18 protein-coding genes and 1 pseudogene are annotated in these 21,469 nt (G+C 50.6%); 6 read left to right on the top strand and 13 right to left on the bottom strand.

The genetic code is table 11. The annotated features are described in order from the left end of the window. Positions 1–11: 11 nt before the first annotated feature. The 10 genes from HEQ50_RS10375 to HEQ50_RS10330 all read right to left on the bottom strand — a co-directional run bounded on the left by HEQ50_RS10375 (position 12) and on the right by HEQ50_RS10330 (position 13,271). Positions 12–2,165: a hypothetical protein gene (locus tag HEQ50_RS10375; protein ID WP_168900442.1), complete on the bottom strand. Its 2,154-nt coding sequence runs from the start codon at positions 2,163–2,165 to the stop codon at positions 12–14. A gap of 243 nt (positions 2,166–2,408) precedes the next feature. Continuing rightward, entirely contained in the window at positions 2,409–5,159 is a 2,751-nt protein-coding gene (locus HEQ50_RS10370) for an HAD-IC family P-type ATPase (RefSeq protein WP_168900441.1), read from the bottom strand. A 313-nt stretch (positions 5,160–5,472) separates the two neighbouring features. After that, positions 5,473–7,029, bottom strand: coding sequence for a bifunctional metallophosphatase/5'-nucleotidase (locus HEQ50_RS10365; RefSeq protein WP_168900452.1), 1,557 nt, complete (start codon positions 7,027–7,029; stop codon positions 5,473–5,475). 2 nt (positions 7,030–7,031) lie between these two features. Beyond that, positions 7,032–7,844 (bottom strand): phosphonate ABC transporter, permease protein PhnE, encoded by an 813-nt coding sequence (phnE, locus tag HEQ50_RS10360; protein WP_168900440.1) that lies wholly within the window; start codon positions 7,842–7,844, stop codon positions 7,032–7,034. Position 7,845: 1 nt separating this feature from the next. Beyond that, positions 7,846–8,637: a phosphonate ABC transporter, permease protein PhnE gene (phnE, locus tag HEQ50_RS10355; protein WP_168900439.1), complete on the bottom strand. Its 792-nt coding sequence runs from the start codon at positions 8,635–8,637 to the stop codon at positions 7,846–7,848. 13 nt (positions 8,638–8,650) lie between these two features. Next, a complete protein-coding gene (gene phnC / locus HEQ50_RS10350; RefSeq protein WP_168900438.1) occupies positions 8,651–9,403 on the bottom strand; it encodes a phosphonate ABC transporter ATP-binding protein in 753 nt (250 codons plus the stop codon). 89 nt (positions 9,404–9,492) lie between these two features. Next, positions 9,493–10,440, bottom strand: coding sequence for a phosphate/phosphite/phosphonate ABC transporter substrate-binding protein (locus HEQ50_RS10345; protein WP_232842740.1), 948 nt, complete (start codon positions 10,438–10,440; stop codon positions 9,493–9,495). Between the two features lie 337 nt (positions 10,441–10,777). Then, complete coding sequence (locus tag HEQ50_RS10340) at positions 10,778–11,626, bottom strand: aldo/keto reductase (protein WP_168900437.1); 849 nt, start codon at positions 11,624–11,626, stop codon at positions 10,778–10,780. A gap of 418 nt (positions 11,627–12,044) precedes the next feature. Continuing rightward, positions 12,045–12,659 (bottom strand): PepSY domain-containing protein, encoded by a 615-nt coding sequence (locus HEQ50_RS10335; RefSeq protein ID WP_168900436.1) that lies wholly within the window; start codon positions 12,657–12,659, stop codon positions 12,045–12,047. Between the two features lie 165 nt (positions 12,660–12,824). Then, entirely contained in the window at positions 12,825–13,271 is a 447-nt protein-coding gene (locus HEQ50_RS10330; RefSeq protein ID WP_168900435.1) for a MarR family winged helix-turn-helix transcriptional regulator, read from the bottom strand. Positions 13,272–13,348: 77 nt separating this feature from the next. Here HEQ50_RS10330 and HEQ50_RS10325 point away from each other — a divergent pair, with 77 nt between their 5' ends. After that, the gene (locus HEQ50_RS10325) at positions 13,349–13,903 is read left to right on the top strand and encodes an NADPH-dependent FMN reductase (protein WP_168900434.1); all 555 of its coding nucleotides are present in this window, start codon (positions 13,349–13,351) and stop codon (positions 13,901–13,903) included. Positions 13,904–13,914: 11 nt separating this feature from the next. On the opposite strand, the gene HEQ50_RS10320 is transcribed toward HEQ50_RS10325, so the two are convergent. Beyond that, on the bottom strand, positions 13,915–14,925 hold the full coding sequence (locus HEQ50_RS10320; RefSeq protein ID WP_168900433.1) for an NAD-dependent epimerase/dehydratase family protein: 1,011 nt from the start codon (positions 14,923–14,925) through the stop codon (positions 13,915–13,917). A gap of 103 nt (positions 14,926–15,028) precedes the next feature. Here HEQ50_RS10320 and HEQ50_RS10315 point away from each other — a divergent pair, with 103 nt between their 5' ends. The 3 genes and pseudogenes from HEQ50_RS10315 (at position 15,029) to HEQ50_RS10305 (ending at position 17,501) form a co-directional block, all read left to right on the top strand. Continuing rightward, positions 15,029–15,463, top strand: coding sequence for a MerR family transcriptional regulator (locus tag HEQ50_RS10315; protein WP_168900450.1), 435 nt, complete (start codon positions 15,029–15,031; stop codon positions 15,461–15,463). Positions 15,464–15,864: 401 nt separating this feature from the next. Then, a pseudogene (locus tag HEQ50_RS10310) lies at positions 15,865–17,074 on the top strand (RNA-guided endonuclease TnpB family protein). Between the two features lie 115 nt (positions 17,075–17,189). Continuing rightward, entirely contained in the window at positions 17,190–17,501 is a 312-nt protein-coding gene (locus HEQ50_RS10305) for a MarR family winged helix-turn-helix transcriptional regulator (RefSeq protein WP_168900449.1), read from the top strand. Positions 17,502–17,773: 272 nt separating this feature from the next. Here HEQ50_RS10305 and HEQ50_RS10300 read toward each other — a convergent pair whose 3' ends face one another. Then, positions 17,774–18,649, bottom strand: a complete 876-nt coding sequence (locus tag HEQ50_RS10300) for a LysR family transcriptional regulator (protein WP_168900432.1) — start codon at positions 18,647–18,649, stop codon at positions 17,774–17,776. A gap of 165 nt (positions 18,650–18,814) precedes the next feature. Between HEQ50_RS10300 and HEQ50_RS10295 the strand changes: the two genes are divergently transcribed. Beyond that, entirely contained in the window at positions 18,815–19,636 is an 822-nt protein-coding gene (locus tag HEQ50_RS10295) for an aldo/keto reductase (protein WP_168900431.1), read from the top strand. A 25-nt stretch (positions 19,637–19,661) separates the two neighbouring features. After that, the gene (locus tag HEQ50_RS10290) at positions 19,662–20,306 is read left to right on the top strand and encodes an NAD(P)-dependent oxidoreductase (protein ID WP_168900430.1); all 645 of its coding nucleotides are present in this window, start codon (positions 19,662–19,664) and stop codon (positions 20,304–20,306) included. A 244-nt stretch (positions 20,307–20,550) separates the two neighbouring features. Here HEQ50_RS10290 and HEQ50_RS10285 read toward each other — a convergent pair whose 3' ends face one another. Beyond that, positions 20,551–21,240 (bottom strand): glycerophosphodiester phosphodiesterase family protein, encoded by a 690-nt coding sequence (locus HEQ50_RS10285; RefSeq protein ID WP_168900429.1) that lies wholly within the window; start codon positions 21,238–21,240, stop codon positions 20,551–20,553. Positions 21,241–21,469 lie beyond the last annotated feature (229 nt).

The following is a 21,469-nucleotide window of genomic DNA, read 5'->3' as shown; positions in this document are numbered from 1 at the left end:
GGTCGCCACTTCTAAGGTGCATCAACCAATTTCCACACCAGTTGGCCCGTGTAATTTCCCTGAATAGCATCCCCATCGACCACCAACGATGGTCCAGACGTGGCGTCCCAATCACCGGCGACATTTGTTTCTTCAGCATCCGTCTGCGTTTCATGTTCAGAAACAACGGTCACATCAGCGGTATCGACAATCTGAGGCTGGCGAACCGCCGGCTGGGAAAACAAGAGGTGACCGCGTAACGGGGTTCCCCACTGATCGTCAACAAAGGGCTTGTCGAGGGCTACGTTTAATCGCCAGCGTTGTCCCGCCCCCCGTTCATCCCGTACCCCTAATTGCCAGCCCTTGTCCCGCTTGATCCGCATCGTTTGGCCCGTCAATCGGGTGGTCATAAAGGAGGCCCCGTGGGGAAGCTGTGTGAAATGTAACGTTCCTGCCGCACGATGAAGCTTGATCTTAATCTCATTAGAAACCGTCTTCGCATCATTCTTGGCAACCGCCATCAGCGTCAACACATTGTCCCCTTGAACCAGCTGATCGGGCTTCACCGTTAATTGAAAGGTCCCACTGGGATGATCGGCCAATTGAGTCCCCGCGAGTTCTGAAATGGGAATACTTTTCTCGCCAATTTTCGCTTGAAGCCGGTAATTGTCTAGCGCATCAGGGCTGAATAGGTTCCCCGCATTGGTCAACTGTCCCGTAATCGTGGCCGAATCACCGTAGGCCAACTGCTGCGCATCCGCCCCCAGATTAGCTAATTTCAGGGATACGTCTCCTCGAATGTAATAACTCGGCAAGGATAACTGCGTCTGGAAGTTCGGCCCATAGAACCGACTATTTACGCCGTCCACCAACGTCTTTTGGGTGACCTTAGGCACGATGGCATTGGCCGTGACCGTCACACTGGTCGTCTTGCCATCCAGCGTTTTCTGCCACGCCTTCTTGATCTCTGGTTGGGCGAGTTCGTTCGTACTAAACGGTTCGCTGACCGCGCCGCCGTTATAACTCACACCGCCATCCTGCCATTGCAGTTGTGGTGGCAAGGGAATTTGCATCGTCAGGGGTTGAATATAGGCGTGACTCAACGCGTCATCGTATTTAAAGGTGTACTGGTAGGTCACTTTTTCTCCCGGCGCCACGGTACCGCCCGCTGGAATCTTTTTCCCCGTGCTATCGCGTAACGCTGCCGTGGCATCGAGCTGGCCCAGGCTATCGGAACGGTCAACGACGACCAGGCTATTTTCACTGGCAGTCCCACTACTGGTTGACCCCGTAATGCCCCAATACACGTTGGGTTGCGTCTTGCTGACCTCAAGTTGGCTCACATCAATGGGCAAGGTATCGGCCACAATGTCCATGCCCGAACGGTGCGTATTGGTCTTGGGGTCTCGGTCATTGTAAACGTACGCCATCGTCTTGGCCTGGGCATCCCAATGTAAGCTCAGGTGATGCCACTGCCCATCGGCAAAATCAGCGACGGCCTTGGGCTTTGTGTGATTCAGCGAACGATAACCACCCAAATCCTTGTACGTCTTAAGTGACGCTGGATATCCACTGGCAATGTGCATACTATCTTCCGTAGTTGTGCCAATATCAAAAGCGTCCCCAGCCCCGCTCTCCGTCGATATATTCGGACGGGTATCAAACTCTAACGCCCAACTTTTCTTCAGTGCAGACCAGACCAAGCCAGTATCACTTAGGGAGTTTCGATCATTTCCCCACACCCCCAGAGATTCACGTCCAGTCCCAATATCGTCAAAGTCATTTCCCTGATTTTGGAGAACAAAGGCCATCCCTTCAGCGGCCGCCGCATGTTTATTGCCAAAATACAGCCACAACGAAATGTCTTCATTTCGACTGAGGTCCAGGCGATTATCCATTCGGGTAACACCGGTCTTGGACCAAACCGCTCCCGACTGGACATCCCGTGAATTCGTACTGTCTCGCGTAATCTGGGCGATTGATCGCGGAACCACCTTGGAATCGATGATCGTGGTAAAGTTGTCCTCACCACTCATCGTAAACAGCCCATCCAACGGTACCCCGGGTGGCGCCGTGTTCACTGCGTTCAGCCAATCCGCATTATCTTTTGTAGCGGCACTGGCGATTCGACCCCCATTTATGCATAACCCCAGCGCCACAACCAGCCCAACTACCCACCACTTCATCACACAATTCCTCCCCAACCTGTCTATACCACTAGCATCTGTTTTGCATTATACAGGGGTAAACTATTCCGAGTCAATTAAAATTCTCAATATTGATAATTCATTATAAGTGTGGTTGTGATAGCGGATTCAAAACAGTACATAAAAAAGGAGAGCCGCTGAAGTCACCGACTCTCCTGGTCTTAATTTTGATTGGTTTGACGAAAAAGCTGGAACGACGTCAACTACTGATGACATCGCGGTTTAGAAGTTTCGTTGTTCCCGCGCAACGGTTTGGTTGTCAATCCGGTGCCGAATGGCCTTGGCAATTTCGGTAACCACGAGAACCACAAACCCAGCAATAATTGGAATCCACCAACCGTAGTAGAAGTTAACCGACGTTGTGTGGAACACGCTTTGCATGGCCGGCCAGTAAATAATCCCGGCTTGCAAGACCAGCAGAATTGCCACAATCACGAAGCTCATCTTGTTTCTGAAGAAGTACTTCGACAACACGGGATGGTCATTCTGCAGGTTAAACAGGTAGAAGACCTTCCCGAAGATAATCACGTTCAACGTCATGGTACTGCCAATCACGGCATTCAGGCCCTGATTAGTCAAGAAGTCGTAGGCAAACATCCCCAACCCGGAAATGAGTAGAGAAACGTACGTGACCTCAAAGACATCCAGCTTGGACAGAATCCCGCGCGTCACATCCCGCGGCCCCCGTTTCATAATGCCGCTTTCGGCCGGTTCAAAGATGAACGCGAACTGAATGGTCAGAGCCGAAACCATGTTGATCCACAACAATTGTGTCGGGAACAACGGTAACGGTTGATCCATCAGGATGCTGAGGACCACAATTAACCCTTCAGCAAAACTGGTGGGCAGTAAGAACCGAATGGTCTTGCGAATATTATCGAAGACGTGACGGCCTTCCCGAACGGCGCGAAGAATTGAGGTGAAATCATCATCGGCCAACACCATATCGGCGGAGTCCTTGGCGACATCGGTTCCCCGAATCCCCATGGCCACCCCAATATCGGCCTGCTTCAGAGCGGGCGCATCGTTCACACCATCTCCGGTCATCGACACCACGTGACCACGTTGCTGCTGGGCCTTCACGATCCGCAGCTTATCCGCGGGCGTCGTCCGGGCAAACACCGTATATTGGTCGATCTTGGCGGCGAGTTCATCATCGCTCAATTCGGCCAATTCCGGTCCGGTAATCGCTCGGGCTTTTTCAGAAAGGTTCAATTGTTGGGCGATGGCGGCCGCCGTTTCGGGGTCATCCCCCGTAATCATCTTGACCTTGATTCCGGCGTACCGCAACTGTTTTACGGCATCCGCCACACCAGGACGCGGCGGATCAATGATCCCAGCCATCCCGGCCAAATGGAAGTTCTGGCCAATCACGACGTCGGCAACGTCATCGATATCCGCGGCGACGGGTTGGTAGCCCAAGGCGACAACCCGCTTCCCTTGCTGGGTCAGCTGAGATAACCGTGACTGCCAAGCCGCTTGATCCACGGACTGGCCCTGTTCGGCCATCAAACGCATCAACGTTTGGGGTGCCCCCTTAACCAGCAGGATACGCTGATCGGCATGGTCCACTAACCGTGCGGAATAACGAATGGCGGAATCAAATGGTAGCGAGTCGATCTCTTGAGGCGCGGGATCTTCACCCACTAGTTTATGATACAGCGCCGTTAACGCCCCATCGGTCGGTTCACCGGTCAAGACCCACTGGCCGTCTTCCTCGTGGAATTCAGCATCGGAGGTCTGACCCGCAATCTGAACCAACCACTCGAGGTCCTTGTCGTGTTGCCACGGAACGGTCTGCCCCTCGTCGTTTTCAATCTGGCCGGTCGCATCGTAACCCACACCAGAAACGGTGTAGGTGTCCGCGGCCGTCAGGACATCCGTCACGGTCATTTCATTTTTCGTCAACGTCCCGGTCTTGTCGGTATTGACGATGTCCACGGCCCCCAGTGTTTCGACGGCCGGCAACGTCTTCACGATCACGTTTTGCTTCGTCATCGCCTGCGTTCCCATGGCTAGGACCACCGAGGTACTGGCCGGCAACCCTTCCGGCATTGACCCCACGACCATGGTAATCACGGCAATTATCAGCGTTGGCAGACTGTAAACGTGGGTGATCATCCCCAGAATAAAGAGCAGGGCGGCCACGACCAAGATCGCAATCGACAAGCCTAAGCCCAAGCTATTCAGGTTCTTCATCAACGGTGTGCGTTGTTGCTTGACCTCAGCCACATTTTGTTGAATGTGACCGATCTCGGTATCTGTTCCGGTCACCGTCACAATTCCGCGACCGGAACCGTTCGTGACCGCGGTTGACGCGAAGGCCAAGTTGGCCCGTTCAGCCAGTGGTAAATTGGACGCCGTCAGGGGGTCTTCTCCCTTTAACACCGAGTCCGTTTCCCCCGTCAAGGCTGATTCTTGAATCTTTAAGTTATCCGCGTCAATTAACCGTAAGTCGGCGGGAACGGTATCCCCTGCCTCCAACTGAACGATGTCCCCGGTCACTAACTCGCGTGCGGGCAGCGTAATTTTTTGCCCATCACGAATGACCACGGCTTCGTTAACCAAAAGAGCCTTGATCCGATCCAAGGCGTTGTCTGCGGATTTTTCCTGAAAGTAACCGATAAAAGCGTTCGCGATGATCACCAATCCGATAACGATTGAATCGGAATAATGGTGCATAAAGAAGGTGAGCAAGGCGGCGCCCGCTAAGATATAGATGATACTGTTGTTGAACTGCTTCAAGAAACGAATCAAGTTGGATTGCTTCTTGGCCGTCAGTTCGTTCGGTCCGTTAGTCCGTAGGCGTTGTTGCGCCTCGCCGGTACTCAGGCCATCATCTCTATCCGTGCCATAATCGACAAGTAAGGACTCAGTCGTTCGCTGCCAGATGGGCGGCTGCTGGCTGGGTCCAGGGTCTGCGTTCTCTGTTACTTCAGTTGATGTTGCCGTTGCTTCTGGATCTTGTGCCATATAATTAGGTTCATCCTTTCTAAAATGCGAAAATCTTAACGGTCAGGGATTGGTAATGCCACTTTCCGATCGTGCAAGACGTCCACCTCCAAGCTTAAAATTTGATTAATTCATTTTACCAAGTTTTCATGAAAATTGCATCTCTTTCAATTGATTGCAATGTAAATTTAATATATAGGATTGTCCGTTTGGGGTAGCAATCACCCGACCTGTTAGTCAATTTTCGATTACTAACGTTCACGCCAAAAAGCCAGTGAAGCCCTTCGCTGTAGACGACTTCACCGACAATTTCACTGAATCACCAGTCAATGTTCTAAAACTTTACTTTAAAATTCGTTGGTTGCACCCCGGTTACCACCGGATGCGTCGCAAAGTAATTCATAATTAATTCCGGTAGATCCACGTTAACCTCCCGAATGATTTTCCGCGCATTAAACATCGGATAGTCACCCCCGCCATTACCGCGATACTGGTTTACCGCCACGGTTAATAACTGTTCAGGTTGAACCGACTGGCCATGATAATCCAGTTGCACCACGCGTTGACCGATTGGTTGCCGAAGATCAAAGGTGTAGTCGATGCCACTATAGATGTCGTAATTGTACAACTGAAGCTTGGGGGTGGTAAACGCCGGATTGACGTGGACCGTTCCATCGGCCGCCAACTCAAAAAAACTGGCACACCGTTCCAATGCCAATCGTACGTTTTGACCGGTGAGTTTCTCAACGACGAGTGTATTGGGATAGCTATAACTGTTCAGAAGCTGACGAATCGTTGGTTGCATCCCTAGGCCGCGAACATCATCATTAAATAGACTCGTGGCGGCAATGTCGGCGTGACCCGCCGCCATTTCAACCTGATTTACCAGTTGCAAATAAGGATGACCGTGTAGGCGGGCATCTAGGCTATCCGTCACCGTTAAACTCGCACCGGTTAACCGGCCAATCGGTTGATCCAGCCAGCGTTGGACGCGCGCTTCCGTCTCACTGGCCAACGTGGTCAACCATTCCGCCGGCAGCGCACTTTCCGTAGTCAACAGGCGGGCATCGTGCTCAACCACTTGCTTGGTCTTATCCAACGTCAATTCAATCAGTCCAATCGCGACTGCCTTTTCACCCGGTTGGGTCGTCGGGACCCCCTGATAAATATCGGCCAATTTACGATGTTGATGCCCCGTAACTAGGGCATCAATCCCGGGAACCTCCGTCAAGAGCCGATAGCCCTCGTTCTCACCGGTTGCCCGCTCCGTGGGCTCTCCGGTTGTGGGATCGGCTTCGAACCCGCCGTGATAGGCCACGATCACAACATCGGCCTGTTGCCGTAAGCGGGGCACCCACCGTTTGGCCGCAGTCACCGCCGATTCAAAGGTCAACCCCACGACGTGTTCGGCCGTTTCCCAGGTGGGAACGTAGGCCGTCGTCAAGCCCAAGATCGCGATCTTAACGCCCTGCCGCTCGATTATGGTGTACGGTGCGTCCACAATGCCTTGTGCCTCGCCACCCGCAATGTTTGCGCCCAACAGCGGATAATCCCGATCACTCTCGGCCGTGCGTAAATAGTCCAGCCCGTAATTAAACTCGTGATTACCCAAGACGCCGGCATCATAGTGTAGGGTCGTCGTTAGCTGCGTCAATTGCGCGCTCGGCTCCGTGGGGTGTTTAGCCAAATACGTGGTAAACGGCGACCCTTGAATCCAATCGCCGTTTTCAATGGTCAAGATAATCTCATCGGACTGGGCATTTTGCCGCAAGCTTTCAATAATCGTCGCTGCCTTTAACAGGCCCAAGGGTTGATGATCCGTGACACTTAAATACGTAGTCGGATAGACGTAGCCGTGAACATCGCTGGTTGAGAGAATCCGAATTTTCACCATTAAATTAACCTCTTTCGCAGTTGCTCTGAGAGCGAATCGATCAGTAAGACCATCAAGACAATCCCCAGTAGAATAATTCCCACCCGGGGCCAATTACGCGTCTGAATGGCAAAAATCATGGGGGTCCCAATCCCGCCGGCGCCGACCATCCCTAGAATCGAAGCCGAACGCACGGCAATCTCGAACCGGTAAAGCGTATAGGAAATAAACTCCGGCATAATGGTTGGCAAGGTCGCCAGCATAAAAATCTGTGCGCCGTTTCCGCCCGCACTCGTGATGGCTTCATCGGCACCACGATCCATGTTCTCAATGGCCTCACTGAAGAGCTTGCCCAACATCCCAATCGAATGAATGCTGACGGCCAATACCCCGGCATAGGAGCCCGGTCCTACGGCTTTGATAAACATAATCGCCAGGACGATTTCTGGAAATGTTCGAATCAACGTCAAAATGATCTTGCCACTTCTGGACCGGACATGGAGCCACTCGTGACTCCCCCGTGCCGCCCAGAAGGCGAAGGGCACGCTGATTAAGGCCGAAATGAAGGTTCCCAGAAAAGCAATTGCCAACGTTTGGAAAATCAACGACACGAGGTCCTCACCACTGCCGTTATACACGTACGACCAATCTGGATGAACCAGCCCGTGGACGATCGACCGCGAGACGGCCGCCGCTGACTCCTGTAGTCCAGTGAAATGAAGACCAGTCACCGCCCAAAGGTAGATGACGGCAACTACAACTAGCCACAATAGCCAACGCCAACGATGCCAAAACGTTAGGGTCAGCGGTTTCTTTGAAAGTGTCGTTTGCATGCTAGAGTAAGACCCTCCTTAAATGATTGCTAATCCCGTCAATCACCATCACAACGACCAGCGTTGCCAGAATAATCACGGCTGTTTGACTATAGTTGAATTCGTTCAGTGAGCGTTGGAGAAATACCCCGATTCCACCAGCACCAAGGTACCCCAAGACGGTGGAAGCCCGGACGTTAATCTCCAACGTATACAGAAAATAACTCACAAATTGATTGAGAATTTGCGGTAAAACCGCATACCAGATGATGACTAAGGGATTAGCGCCGACTGATTCCATGGCCTCTAGCGGTCCCATATCAATGGTTTCGATCACTTCATAGAAGAGCTTAGACACCATCCCAAACGAAAAGATCGCCAATGTGACCACCCCTGCGGTCGAGCCAATGCCAAAGATCGCGACGAAAATGGCCGCTAACAATAGATCCGGTAACGTCCGCACCAAATCCAGAATCAATCGGATACCACCACGTAGCCAACGATTATGTACCAGATTACTGGCTGCCAGCACTGCGAACGGTACGGCAAACACCGCGCCAATCGTGGTTCCCAGGATGGCCATTTGAATCGTCTCGTACAGGGGGTTCAAAATCACTGGGAGGTAATCCCAAGCCGGTTGTGACATTCGAACTAACAACTCGGTAAACTGACCCAGATTACCGAAGAACATCGCCACGTCTACGCCGGTCATCCTTGACGATGCGATCAGTAACCCGACCATCAAGACCGTCCAGCCAATCGGCTTCACGTGCCAACGTTGCGTCCAAGGACGTCGTGGAACTTGTGTCATCATTTGCTAATCCCTCCTAACCGGCCTGATAGACTTGGTTTAGATTGGCTTCTGTAACCTTGGCAATCGGCTCATCATAGACGACTTCACCGGCACGTAGCCCAACGATTCGATCTGCGTATTCACGCGCGAGTGCGACGGAATGGAGGTTCACAATGACGGTGATGCCATCTTCTCGATTCAGCCGTTTCAAGATATCCATAACCGTCTTGGTCGTTAGTGGATCGAGTGAGGCAATCGGCTCATCGGCCAAAATGATCTTGGGGTCCTGCATTAACGTGCGGGCAATCGCCACCCGCTGCTGCTGGCCACCAGACAGTTCGTCCGCCCGCGCGTAAAGCTTTTCGGCTAAATTCACGCGATGCAGCGACTGCACCGCCTTTTGACGATCATCTGCGCTGAAAAGTCCCAAGATACTCTTCCAGGTTGGGTAATAACTCACGCGACCGGAAAGAACGTTTTTCGCAACACTTGACCGTTTAACGAGATTGAAATTTTGAAAAATCATCCCAATCTTTCGGCGCAGCAAACGTAACGAACGTCCCTTGTACTGGCTAATGGCTTCATCCTCAATCCGAATCTCACCAGAGGTAATCTCATGCATCCGATTAATGGTCCGCAACAGGGTGCTCTTGCCCGCACCGGAGAGGCCAACAACGACTAAAAATTCGCCGTGAGGAATATCAAAGTTAATATCCTTTAACCCCACCGTCCCGTTATCATAAATTTTATTAACGTGCTTAAATGAAATCATTGGTGTTGCTTCCATTCGTCCACTGCCTCCTATGTAAAAGGAGTAACAAAGGCGTTGCTATCAGCGCATCCCTCTGTTACTCCTCTCATAACGTCCATTCAGTTTTACTTGTCGAGTGCCTTGGCTTTCTTATCGTACTGCCGGATAATGTTGAAATTACTGTCTTTAGAGTCGGTATAGCCTTCGTGCGAGTAGACACTAGAAATAATGGCGTGTCCCTTCTTCGTCTTGGCAATCTGCTTAAAGGCAGTCGCAATCTTCTTTTGCCATTTACCCGTCATATCACCACGAACCGTAATCGTATCATTCGGAATCTTTCCGGTCGTGTAGATTGGCACCACTTGCTTCATGATGTCCTTTTCATCCTTCTTCACTAAGTTTCGAGCACCCTGGAAGACAAAGGCCGCATCCGTGTTCTTGTTGTAAACGGACAGTACCCCTTGATCATGACCCTTAACGGTGACCGTTTGAATCCCATCCTTGTTGATGTTGACGCCCTTGTCCAACATTTCCACTGCCGGATAGATCCAGCCGGCCGTTGAGGTTGTATCCTGAACGGCAATCTTCTTACCCTTCAAGTCCTTAATTGACTTAATGCCACTGTCTTTGCGTACCAGAATCTGGGACCGGTAGTAGTCCACCAGCTTGGTCGTTGGCTTGTCACCGGGTTCGCTGACACCAAAGCGCTGTGCTTGCAGTAAGACCTTATCGTGGTATTGCTTGTGTGCCAGGACGTAGGCGTCAGGTGGCAAGAACCCCACATCAACCTTCTTGGACCCCATCGCCTCGACGATGGTGTTGTAATCAGTCGATACGCTGACCGTCACTGGAATCCCCAGTTGTTTCTTCAGCAAGCCTTCCAATGGTTTCGCCTTTGCCTCAATGGTTCCGGCATTAGACGATGGCACGAATTCCACCGTCAGCTTCTTGGGGGCATAACCCTTGGAACCCGACGTAGAAGCCGTGGTCTTCCCACAAGCCGCTAACGTGGCGGGTAAGACCAATAATGCTGTGAACACTAACAGCCATTTTACCTTTTTGCTCAGGTGCATCTCGCTCACTCCTCAGTTATGTAGTGGTCCTCTCTTGACCATCTCCAATTCTAGCAGAGAAGCGAACTTTTACAATCATTTTCTGAAAAATCAGCCGTATATAAATACATTTATGAAAGAAGATGTGCCTTTTTTCAACGAGTAAACCGTAAAACCTGAACGATATATTTATTATTCGTTAGAGATATCCTGGGGCTAAATTTAGTCATATGCTTAATTAGACAGGGACTAAACGAGGACCGTCCGTTTGTTTTTATGACGAAAAAGAGATCCGGGCAATCTGCCCCGATCTCATGTTTTAATCGATGATTAACTTACCAAGGCGCCTCTCGCCTAATTAGCCCTGGGTCCCGTTATGTTCGTGATTCTTAGCCGTATCGGCCAATGCATTTAATTTCACCATATCCGCTGCCGCGATGGAGAAGTCCAATTGCGCATTCGCCGTAATATGGGCCAGATGCGTCGCCTTAGGTAGCGGTAGTACCCCGTTTTCCAACACGAATCTTAAGGCCAACTGCGCAGGAGAAACGTGATACTTGTTGGCCATTTCCTGAATATCGGCGTTCTCCAGCATGTCGCCGGTTGCCAGCGGCGAGTAAGCCTCCACCAGCATCTCGTGATCCTGAGCAAATTTGGTAATCTTAGGTTCCGTGTAGCCCACGTAGTACTGAATCTGATCGACCATTGGGGCGACCTCGGCGTGGTTTAATACATTCTGCAAATCATGCGTATTAAAGTTGGAAACCCCAATCGCCTTAGCCTTCCCGCTGGCATAGATCTTTTCCATCGCCCGCCAAACATCCAAGTTACCGGCGTCACAATCCTTCCCAATCTCGGACCATGGCCACGGTGCATGAACCAAATAGAGGTCGATGTAACCGATGTCTAGATTCTTCATACTCGTGTCAAAGGCATCGCGTGCGCCCTGATAGGTCTTGATCTCCGCCGGCAACTTTGTCGTGACAAAGATCTCTTCACGCGGAATCCCCGAATCACGAATGGCCTTGCCCACACTGGATTCATTGGCATAAGCCTTCGCCGTATCGATGTGCCGGTATCCGGCCTTCAACGCGTCAGCCACCGCATTGTAAGCCGTCTCGCCACCCGGAATCTGCCAAGTCCCAAACCCCACTTGTGGAATCTGCGTGCCATTAGCCAAACTAAACGTATCCGTTAAAACTGACATATATGACCCTCCAATTTATTCAGTATCTAGGATAAGTATACGCTTACTTTGTCAGTTTACGGTCAAATTTGCCTTTGCAAACGTTCGGGATTTCAAACAGATTTCAGTAAAATTGCGGTTCCATGAATTTGTAATATTACAAATCAAGAGAATCGCCCAAAACCCTTGCTTTCTTTGTTATTATAAAGGTGTCGTAAAACAATTGCTTAACAACCAGACGACAAACTAAAGCTTTTTTGGTAATAATTGTTAAGGTACCCGGAAAATGCCTTAATGATTCATTGTCCAAATTGAATATTAGCCCCATTGAATCAGACTAAATCCCAGTTCGATTCAATGCGGCTAATTTTTTATCGTTTTTTGCAGGAAAACTGGCTAAACAAGCGTTCAGAACGGACGTTGGCCCGCCAGCATGGTCCTAGTCCTCATCATCGTCGTTATCGTCTTGATGGGTCGTGACCACTTTAGCCGTATAGGCGTTAACGGCAACCTCTTGAATTTGCTGATCCTGCTGAACCTTTACGTCCCATTGAACCTGGCCGTTGTCATGTTCCAGTGACCATTTGATTGCCGTGCCGCTGCCAGCGTGCTTCTCTGCCGCCTTAGAAATATCGGTTAAGGTTTTTAACCGCTTCACCGCAATCGCATCCCGGTTACGCGCCACACCGTTAGCCTCGTCTTGATCCAGCTTTTCCTGGTCGTGGCGTAGAATCTTACCGGAACGGGCATCGAGGGTCACCTCATACTCACGACTGTTGTCTAGTCCCGAGACTTCATACTGATACTGGCCATTCTCGCGTTCCAGACTTAGCTCACTAAGGGCCACGTCCTGACCGAATTGCTGATGTAATTTCTTAATCGCCGTGTTAACCGAAACCTTAATGGTCGTCGGGGTAGCGGTGCGCTGCGACTGGCTGGAACTGGTCTTACTCGTGCTGGTCTGTTCTGAATTCGCCGTCTTCTTCTCGCCTTGACCGGCGCTACAACCCGCTAAGGCAATAACGCTAATCAATAGAATACCCAGTTTTTTCATTGCAAAATCCTCCATAGATTGGCTAGGCTACTTACCAGCTTAACTTTAGCAAAAATAATCAACAATGACCACTACTTCGATTGCGATCCGTTTTAAGACCATACGATTTATGGGCGCATCCACAAAAAAGCCCGTAGCATCAGCTGCGGACCTTTGGGTAATTGCCTATTCGTGATATGCTTCCTTTTCACCCGTCAACGTATCTGCCAATTGCTGTAGGACCCGCGCCAGTTCGGCACGATCGTTATTGGAATAGTCCGCTAATTTTTCCCGAAAGGCGGCTTCACGAGCAACCTTAATCTGCATTAAACCGCGTTGGCCCTGCGGCGTCAGAGTGAGCTGTCGAACGCGCTGATCGCGACGTTCTGCCTCCTGCAACCACCCCGCCGTCATCAATTTATCCACCTGACGACTAATTGAAGAATGGTTACGACCAATCTGCTCGGCGAGTTGCCCAATGCTAATCCCTGGCAACCGTCCCACCCGCACAATTATTGGTAGCGCGGCTGGTTCCAGCGGAACATCGGCCTGTTGTAACAGGTGCCGATCCTGTTGCGGCTGGTTGAAGAAGGTCACAATTTCAAATAGGGCTTCAAAAATTTCATTATCCATACTTGTTATTATAGCAGAACAATGCTAACATGTGTGCATAATGCACCAATAAATTTAATCTAAAGGAGTTTTCCCACATGATCCATAAAATTGGCCTGATTTTAGGCTCTACTCGGCCCACCCGTATCAGCCCCGACATCGCCGCTTGGCTACAACAAAACCTGGCTCAGCCCGATCTAGACGTTGACCTGATCGACCTCGCTGCCATCAACTTGCCACTATTGGACGAGACGGAACAACCTTCTACCGGTATTTATCATGAGGATCACACCCGGCAATGGAGCCAGTTAATTCAGGGCTACGATGGCTTTATTCTACTCTTCCCGCAATACAACTGGGGCTATCCGGCACCCTTAAAGAACGCCTTGGACTATCTCTACAAGGAGTGGGCCCACAAACCAGTTAGTCTGGTCTCCTACGGCGGTCACGGCGGGTTTCAAGCGGCACAGGGCATGAATCTCGTGGTTCGGGGCCTCAAAATGCAATTACTTACCAATAATTTACAGATTACACTGCACCGCGCAGATCTCGACGAACAGGGCCACTTCCTCGACGTCAACCAGGCGTTAGCGCCGTACACGTTTAACGCTCATCAGATAGGCGCCGAATTCAGTCACGCACTGGTTGAATAGGCCCACTATGACTAACGTTGCAGACTGTCCACTGCAGCCAAAACAGCCGTCGCATTATCGCTGATAGGTTGCCAGCCCAATACCGTTCGCGCTCGTTGATTACTGACTCGATGCGTCAAGCGTAGCATGAGATCAGCTTCCTTAATGGTTTGATTAAAGGGGGCCAGGAGATGAATCAGCTGTTTGGGCAAGAGGTGTTTGGGTAAATCTGCCGCTAACTCGGGCCGCTGCGTTTGAATCAGGCTCATCATCTCACGCATGGAAATAGCGCCATCTTCTACCGCCAAGAAACGTTGATGACGCGCTGCTGGTGTTGTCAGCGCTCGAACATGAATATCGGCCGCATCGCGCACGTCCGCGACGTTAAACGTCAAGTTCGGACTAGCCTTTCCCGCTAGTAAGCGCTGAACAATTCCAAAACTATTGGTTACGTGTTGACCCAAAGCCGGTCCCAGCATCGCGCCAACGTTGACGGTTACTAACTCCACCGCCGAATTCATTGTGGCCACATATTGCCAAGCGTGCTTTTCAGCTAAGAGCTTAGAGCGCTCATAGGCCGATAGTCCTGGCTGTTGAACCGCTGTCCAATCTGCTTCAGTGATGACGTGTTGTGGATCAAAATTGCTAAACCCCACGGCACCCAAATTGGCCGTCATCACGACACGGTGGACGCCTGCCGTCCCTGCTGCCTTTAAGATCCGCAGGGTGCCCAACTCAGCTGAGTTGGCAACCGTTGTCGAAACTGGTCCTTCATTCACAAAAACAGGAGCTGCAACGCTCATAACCCCTGTAATTCCCCGCATGGCCGCCGTCCAACCCGCATCTTGGGTCAGATCAGCCGCCACAAAGGTTAGGCGGTCCAAATGGGGCGTGTGGACAGCCGCCAAGGCAGCCCGCACGCGATCGGCTTTCGTCAAAGAACGGAGCGTTGCCCGTACCGCAAAGTTTTGTTGTAAGAGCTTCCGGATAATATGCAGGGCCAAGAAACCATCTCCACCCGTCACTAGAATTTGTTCAGTCATTTTGCATCACACCTTATCCTTGTTATCGTCTAGCACTTTCGTTAAACTAGACTCACAATAAACCCTAGACTCTACTCTAGGGCAACTAAATCAGGTGATTATTTTGACTTACGCGATTAAAGAGGTGGCTGAAAAAACCGGGCTATCCATCTACACGCTGCGTTTCTACGACAAGCAGGGCTTACTCCCCTTTGTGAGTCGCGATTCATCCGGCTATCGAGCCTTTACGGAAGGCGATCTCCATCTGCTCAAAACAATCTGTTGTTTAAAAAATACGGGGATGAAAATCGCTGATATTCGACAGTACATCGGCTACGTCATGGCGGGGCCCACTTCTATCCCACAACGTCAGGCGCTCCTACACGCCCATCGTCAGGCCATCGCACGTCAACAAGCCCTTATTCAGACCAATCTCAAGGAAGTTGACAGAAAGCTGGCCCTCTACGATGCGCCCAACGCAGCCGATCTCGTCGATCAGGAATTAGCGTTCGCAAAGGCCGAAAAGATCGCCAACCATCTGCCGAACCCCTTTAATTAGGGTTAACTTTAGGACTGTCTCCATGAAACGGAGATCGTCTTACTTTTGTTTAAACCGTCCCCACCAAATCCGGTTGGGGGCTCTTTGTGTATACAGAATTCTAGACGCTAGACGGCTTCTATTTAATTAAGCCTCGCCCGATATTTTTCATTTTCAGAATGCCCCTTGTTTCCTCCAAAAATATCTGGGCTGTATTCGAGAACATTCAAAGATAACGCCAGCCAGAACGGCCTTTTCCTAGCTCTCTTGGTTTACTTACCGATTATTTAGAAATTAAGCAGAATACCTTTGATTTCAATCAAAGGATGAATGCGAAATCTTAACCCTTTATAAAACGTATGTTCCCTTTTTTGGCCCCAGCATGTGCTATACTTAATCCAATCTTTTGGGGAGGTGAAGTCATGGCAATGTTAGGTCGAACACTGAAGATTAGACTCTATCCCAATGCAATTCAAGCTACCCAACTCTTAGAAATGAGTCGAGAATATCAACGTCTAGCTAATCTAGTCAGCCAATGGGTCTTTGATCACGACTTTCCGCTGAATAGCTTAAAAATCAACCATGCCCTGTACAAAGTATTCCGACGAGAATCTCCACTGAACAGCCAAATGATTCAGTCCGTTTTTAGAACGGTGGTCGCGCGGTACAAAACAGTTTTGGAACAAATGAAACACCATCCTTATCACTATCAAGATGACGATAAGAAGTGGGTACGCGTCACCAAGGACTTGACCTGGCTGTTTAAGCCGCTTCACTTTTCTCGCCCACAGGCAGATCTGGTGCGACAAAGCAATTACTCTTTTGTTAATAGTTTGACTGAAATTTCTCTAACGACTCTTGGAAAAAGAACGAAGATGCCCTTTACTATCAAAGGGTTCAAGCAATATTTCCAGAACGGTTGGAAGCTGGGAACGGCAAAACTAGTACATAGCAGGGGGAAATGGTACTTACACATCGGGATCACTAAAGAGATCGCGGACTTCGATTCAACCATTCCGTCTCAGGTCGTGGAGATTGACCGAGGATTACGCTTCCTAGCAACCACCTTTGACCGACAAGAAAAGACGAAATTTTTTAATGGGAAGAAAATCCTCTTAAAACGTCACAAGTTCTAGAAAATACGAGTAGAACTACAGCATCGTGGGACCAAATCAGCTAAGAAAAAACTAAAGCAGTTACAACAACGAGAGAACCGCTGGATGACCGATATCAATCATCAGCTATCTAACGCTGTACGGCCCCCAAACGCTCTTTGTCCTGGAAGATTTGACGAATGTAACCTTCAACACCGATGACTTACCTAAATCACTGAGGAATAGTCACCGATCATGGGCATTCTATCAGTTGGAAACTTTCCTTGCCTATAAGGCTCAGGCCGTTCAAAGTCGGGTGTTAAAGGTGAATGCAGCCTTTACTTCACAACGTTGTCCCAAGTGTGGTCTGGTTGAGAAGAACAATCGGCATCACGATATTCACGAGTATCACTGTCAGCAGTGCCAGTATCGATCTAATGATGACCGATTAGGCGCTATGAATATCGCAATGCTGGGCCAAGAATGGTTGGATGGGATCAAACATCCCAAGATCAAGAAAACAACAGCTACCGGGTAGCCGTCAATTACCCGATGATGTTGCCACTATGAGTAGGAGTTCCGATCGAACGTTGGACTACTGTGTCGGATGACACGTGAGCGACAAGCCGCCGAATTTATTCGGCGGTAATTGACTGATCTGCGAACAACCTGGGCTGAGCCAGGAAGCGCTAAACCGACAGATTTACCGGGAACATAGCATTGTGACCAAGGCCGTTAAGCGCTTGGCAGAGCACGATTGGGTAAAAATCACCGCCAATGCCCAGGATCGACGAAAAAGTTGTTTATTTCCGACCGAAAAGGCCCAGCGGCATTACGAGACGCTAGCGGCGATTCCCACGACCGTGGATCAATGGGTGGCAACGACGCTTAGTGCGCGTGAACAGCAGGACTTGGAAGCGTTATTGAAAAAAATGGCCACCTTGGTTGGGACTCATGACGGTTAGAAAGTCAGGGTAAGCTTATGCTGTTTATCGCAAAGCCCGTGCGCTATACGCGATACGGTTTATTTCAGAACGAGACTAGGTCGTTTCCCTCGCTCTACCGGCCCAGTTCCACCGTTTGTAAACGAATGTGAAAGTGCCCAAATTCATGACCGCATTGCGACTATGATACCTTACCTTGATCCGCACAACCTAATTACTTCCAATGCAAAGGTCTTATCAAGCCTAAAATGACCACCTCCCTAATCGCAGAGAGGTGGTCGTTTTTATATCTGCTATTTCACTTGGCCCTTCTTTTCTCGCAGGAAACGCACAAACTCAACCGCCGCCCGTGAGCGTGACTGTTGGGCCCGCCAAACCAAGGCTGATTGCAGTTCCAACTTGGGCACCAGCGGCACGAACTTCAGGTGATCGAAGTGCTGATTCAGCTTCAAACACACCACGACACCGTGGTTGTGCTGGGCCAGCATGGCCGCGTTATACAACAAATTATACCGCGCCACGTTCCCCATCTGAGCCGCATACTTTCCCGACCAATTGGTCAATTCATCGTGGCCGATCTTATCCAGCACCGTAATCACCGGCGTCCCGACCAGGTCTCCCGGTCGAATAGCGTCGTAGCTGGCGAATGGGGAATCCTCGTGCGCCAGAATCCCCCATTCCTCCTTACTGGCCATTCGCACAAAATCATACTGACCAAGCGCAATGGGCTCAATCAACAATCCCATGTCAATCGTTCCCTGATCGATCCAGGCCTTGATATCATCGGTGTTTCCACTATGTAGCTCAAACTTCACTTGCGGATGACACTGCTGGAAGGTATCCATCAGATCAGCGACCTCTTCCATACTCTGTAGCTCACTACAGCCAATGGCAATCGATCCCGTTAACGCCTGCGTCGCTTGCAGATCCGCCTGCGTCCGCGCCACTAAGTTAACAATATCTTGGGCCCGTTGCCGAAACAACTGCCCTTCACGCGTTAGGGTCATGCTATGGTTTTCTCGTTGAAAGAGTAAGACACCCAGTTCCTGCTCAAGGTCTTTTAGCTGACGAGATAGCGTCGGTTGCGTCACGTGCAGTAACGTGGCCGCCCGAGTGACGTTTTCCTCCTTAGCTGTCATCAAAAAGTAGTTCAGTACCCGTAGATCCATTGGTGTCCCTCCATTTCTGCAGATTATTTACCTCTCATTCTATCACAGAACATGGACTATTCATTTTTTGTATCTTCAGCATACGAACTAAGCATTTTACCAACCGCTGAATAGCGTGTAGGCTAAATCCTAACGTCAAATCGACCACGAAAGGAAGCCATTTTTATGCAAACAGTCACTCTTAACAATGGTGTCCAAATGCCCATCTTAGGCTATGGCACCTTCCAAACACCCCCAGCGGCGACCGAAAAAAACGTGACCACCGCCATCAACCTCGGCTATCGCAGCATTGACACGGCCCAAGTCTACGGCACAGAACCGGGGGTTGGGGCGGCGATTGCGAATAGTGGCCGCGATCGGGACCACTTCTTCGTGACCACCAAGACGCAGACGGACGGTTACGCCGCCACTAAACAGGGACTGGACGACTCGTTAACCCGCTTAGGCAGCGACTACTTTGATCTTGTCCTGATTCACTGGCCCACGACGCACCGGTTAGACACCTATCGTGCGCTGGAAGACGCTTATCAGGCCGGTAAAGTACGGGCAATTGGTCTCAGTAATTTCAATCCCAGCCAAATCGACGACTTGCTAGCCAATAGTCACGTTAAGCCGGTCATTGACCAGGTTGAAACCCATCTTTTCTGGCAACAAACCAAGCTTCGTCCCTATCTCGCCGCCCACGATATTGTTCACGAAGCTTGGGCGCCACTGGGTGAAAACTTTGGCCCAGAAATGATGCACTTACCCGCCGTGAAAGCGTTGGCCGCAAAGTACCAGGTCACCGCAGCGCAAGTCTTACTGCGATGGTTAACCCAACAAGACATCGTCACCATCCCCAAGTCCACCAATGCTGATCACGTCGCTGCCAACCTAGCCTCCCTTGATTTTTCATTGACGCCAGACGACATCGCCAGCCTTCGCCAATTTGACCGTCATCACTCCATCAAGGATTGGCCACAATCAATGCGTGAAGAGTGCTATTAATTTTAAATCGAAAGGAAGTTATAACATGAAAATTGCTGTTATCGGGGCCTTCGGTAAATCCGGTCAGGCCATCATCCAAGAAGCCAAGCACCGCGGGCATACCGTTCTGGCGATTGCGCACCGGGATCACCCCGAAATCACGCTTACCTACGACCAACTCCTGATCAAGGACCTCTTTGACCTCACGCAAACCGACCTTGTAGGGGTCGACGCCGTGATCGACGCGGTCAGTGCTTGGACCCCAGAAACCTTTGCCGTCCACACCACCGGGATTTCCCATCTCGCGCAGTTACTGACCGGAACCACCACCCGGTACCTCAAGGTCGGTGGCGCTGGTACCCTGTATATCAACGCCGAGCACACCCAAATGTTGAAAGACCGGGCCGACTATCCAACAGATTGGCTCCCGCTGGCCGACGCACTGGTCGCCAGCCTGGATCGGTTACGTTCCTACTCCAATCTGGCCTGGACTTATGTCACCCCGGCATTTAACTATGATGCAACTGGGGCTGCGACGGGCCAGTACCATGTCGATGGTGAGGATTATCGCGCAACCAATGATGACGACAGTTACATCAGCTATGCCGATTACGCGACCGGGATGATTGACCTGTTGGAAAATGGGCATTACATCCGCCAGCGCATCACGCTGGTTGGCGGTAAGCGTTAAACTTAAAGAGTGGGCCAAAGGGCGGTTAGCTGGTGAGCATTAAGGCAGATAACCGAATAATCCCGGGTCTGGATTGTTTGGTTATCTGTTTTAAGCGGAATTAGCTGCCTTTTGGCTCACGTTTCGGCAATTCTAGTTTGGAGACACAAAGCGTCTGGGCGTTTTGTCTCAGACGCTTTTTTGCTGGGTTATTTCGTTTAAACCCGCCCTCCTCGCCCTCACTGTTTCAGGCGACCAGCTCTTCTTAATTGGCTATCTGCCGTTTAACCTGCATCATGGTCACAAAGTCATCCGTGAAAATCCCGGCCACGTGCCGCCGCATCAGATCCGCCGCAATCGTGGGATTATCCACCGTCCAGATACGTTCGGCCACCGGCACCCCCGACTGGAAGTGACTTAAATGTAGCCCACTCAGATGCTCGCGCGCCACCAGATCGGCGGGTTGGGCTACCGGCTTGTCCGTCAGCCAGCAGTAGCTTTCATTGGGGGCGATTACCTGGCAATTTTTCAGTGTCGGCAGATGAAAGGACGAGAAAATGACGGGCCGCCGCAGTGAGGTGGCGTGCACCATGCACATGACGATGGCTTCAATTCCCGGGTGCTGAATCTTATCCGTCTTCAATTCCAGATTCAATTGGACATCCCGATCCGTCACCAATTTCAGTAGTTCCGCCAATGAAGGAACCGGTTCCCCGTTGGCCAAACGAAACCGCCGCAATTGCGAAAACGTGTAGCTGTCGATGCGCCCACTCCCATCCGTCGTTCGATCAATCCGCTCATCGTGCATAATGACGGGAACTTGATCCGCCGTCAGATGAACATCAAATTCCAAGCCCTCGATACCTTGATCCAAAGCATACCTGAATCCCGCTAACGAATTTTCTGGAAACCGTGTCGGGTAGCCCCGGTGACCGAATACGGTGGTTGTCAGCATTATCGCTCACTCCTTAATTGTCGTCCTTAGCCCACTAACCCTAGGTTAATCCCTAGTCTACCTGACGACTGTAAAGAATCACCAAGTTTCTGGTAAAAATCGTGTAAACTCGACGAGCTCCCCCAATCATCCAATCGAGTAGGAGGTAGCCGATTAGTTCGGCTACCGACCTCTCACACCACCGTACGTACGGTTCCGTATACGGCGGTTCAGTAACTTAAGCATTTTG

Source organism: Lactobacillus sp. HBUAS51381, assembly GCF_012641095.1.
Lineage (GTDB): Bacteria > Bacillota > Bacilli > Lactobacillales > Lactobacillaceae > Levilactobacillus.
This window is presented reverse-complemented; position numbering and strand designations above follow the sequence as displayed.

Excerpts from the sequence above, each read along its gene's own strand:
- HEQ50_RS10375 (WP_168900442.1), bottom strand. The coding sequence starts at position 2,165 with ATGAAGTGGTGGGTAGTTGGGCTGGTTGTGGCGCTGGGGTTATGCATA.
- HEQ50_RS10370 (WP_168900441.1), bottom strand. The coding sequence starts at position 5,159 with ATGGCACAAGATCCAGAAGCAACGGCAACATCAACTGAAGTAACAGAG.
- phnE (WP_168900440.1), bottom strand. The coding sequence starts at position 7,844 with ATGCAAACGACACTTTCAAAGAAACCGCTGACCCTAACGTTTTGGCAT.
- phnE (WP_168900439.1), bottom strand. The coding sequence starts at position 8,637 with ATGATGACACAAGTTCCACGACGTCCTTGGACGCAACGTTGGCACGTG.
- phnC (WP_168900438.1), bottom strand. The coding sequence starts at position 9,403 with ATGGAAGCAACACCAATGATTTCATTTAAGCACGTTAATAAAATTTAT.
- HEQ50_RS10345 (WP_232842740.1), bottom strand. The coding sequence starts at position 10,440 with ATGCACCTGAGCAAAAAGGTAAAATGGCTGTTAGTGTTCACAGCATTA.
- HEQ50_RS10340 (WP_168900437.1), bottom strand. The coding sequence starts at position 11,626 with ATGTCAGTTTTAACGGATACGTTTAGTTTGGCTAATGGCACGCAGATT.
- HEQ50_RS10335 (WP_168900436.1), bottom strand. The coding sequence starts at position 12,659 with ATGAAAAAACTGGGTATTCTATTGATTAGCGTTATTGCCTTAGCGGGT.
- HEQ50_RS10330 (WP_168900435.1), bottom strand. The coding sequence starts at position 13,271 with ATGGATAATGAAATTTTTGAAGCCCTATTTGAAATTGTGACCTTCTTC.
- HEQ50_RS10325 (WP_168900434.1), top strand. The coding sequence starts at position 13,349 with ATGATCCATAAAATTGGCCTGATTTTAGGCTCTACTCGGCCCACCCGT.
- HEQ50_RS10320 (WP_168900433.1), bottom strand. The coding sequence starts at position 14,925 with ATGACTGAACAAATTCTAGTGACGGGTGGAGATGGTTTCTTGGCCCTG.
- HEQ50_RS10300 (WP_168900432.1), bottom strand. The coding sequence starts at position 18,649 with ATGGATCTACGGGTACTGAACTACTTTTTGATGACAGCTAAGGAGGAA.
- HEQ50_RS10295 (WP_168900431.1), top strand. The coding sequence starts at position 18,815 with ATGCAAACAGTCACTCTTAACAATGGTGTCCAAATGCCCATCTTAGGC.
- HEQ50_RS10290 (WP_168900430.1), top strand. The coding sequence starts at position 19,662 with ATGAAAATTGCTGTTATCGGGGCCTTCGGTAAATCCGGTCAGGCCATC.
- HEQ50_RS10285 (WP_168900429.1), bottom strand. The coding sequence starts at position 21,240 with ATGCTGACAACCACCGTATTCGGTCACCGGGGCTACCCGACACGGTTT.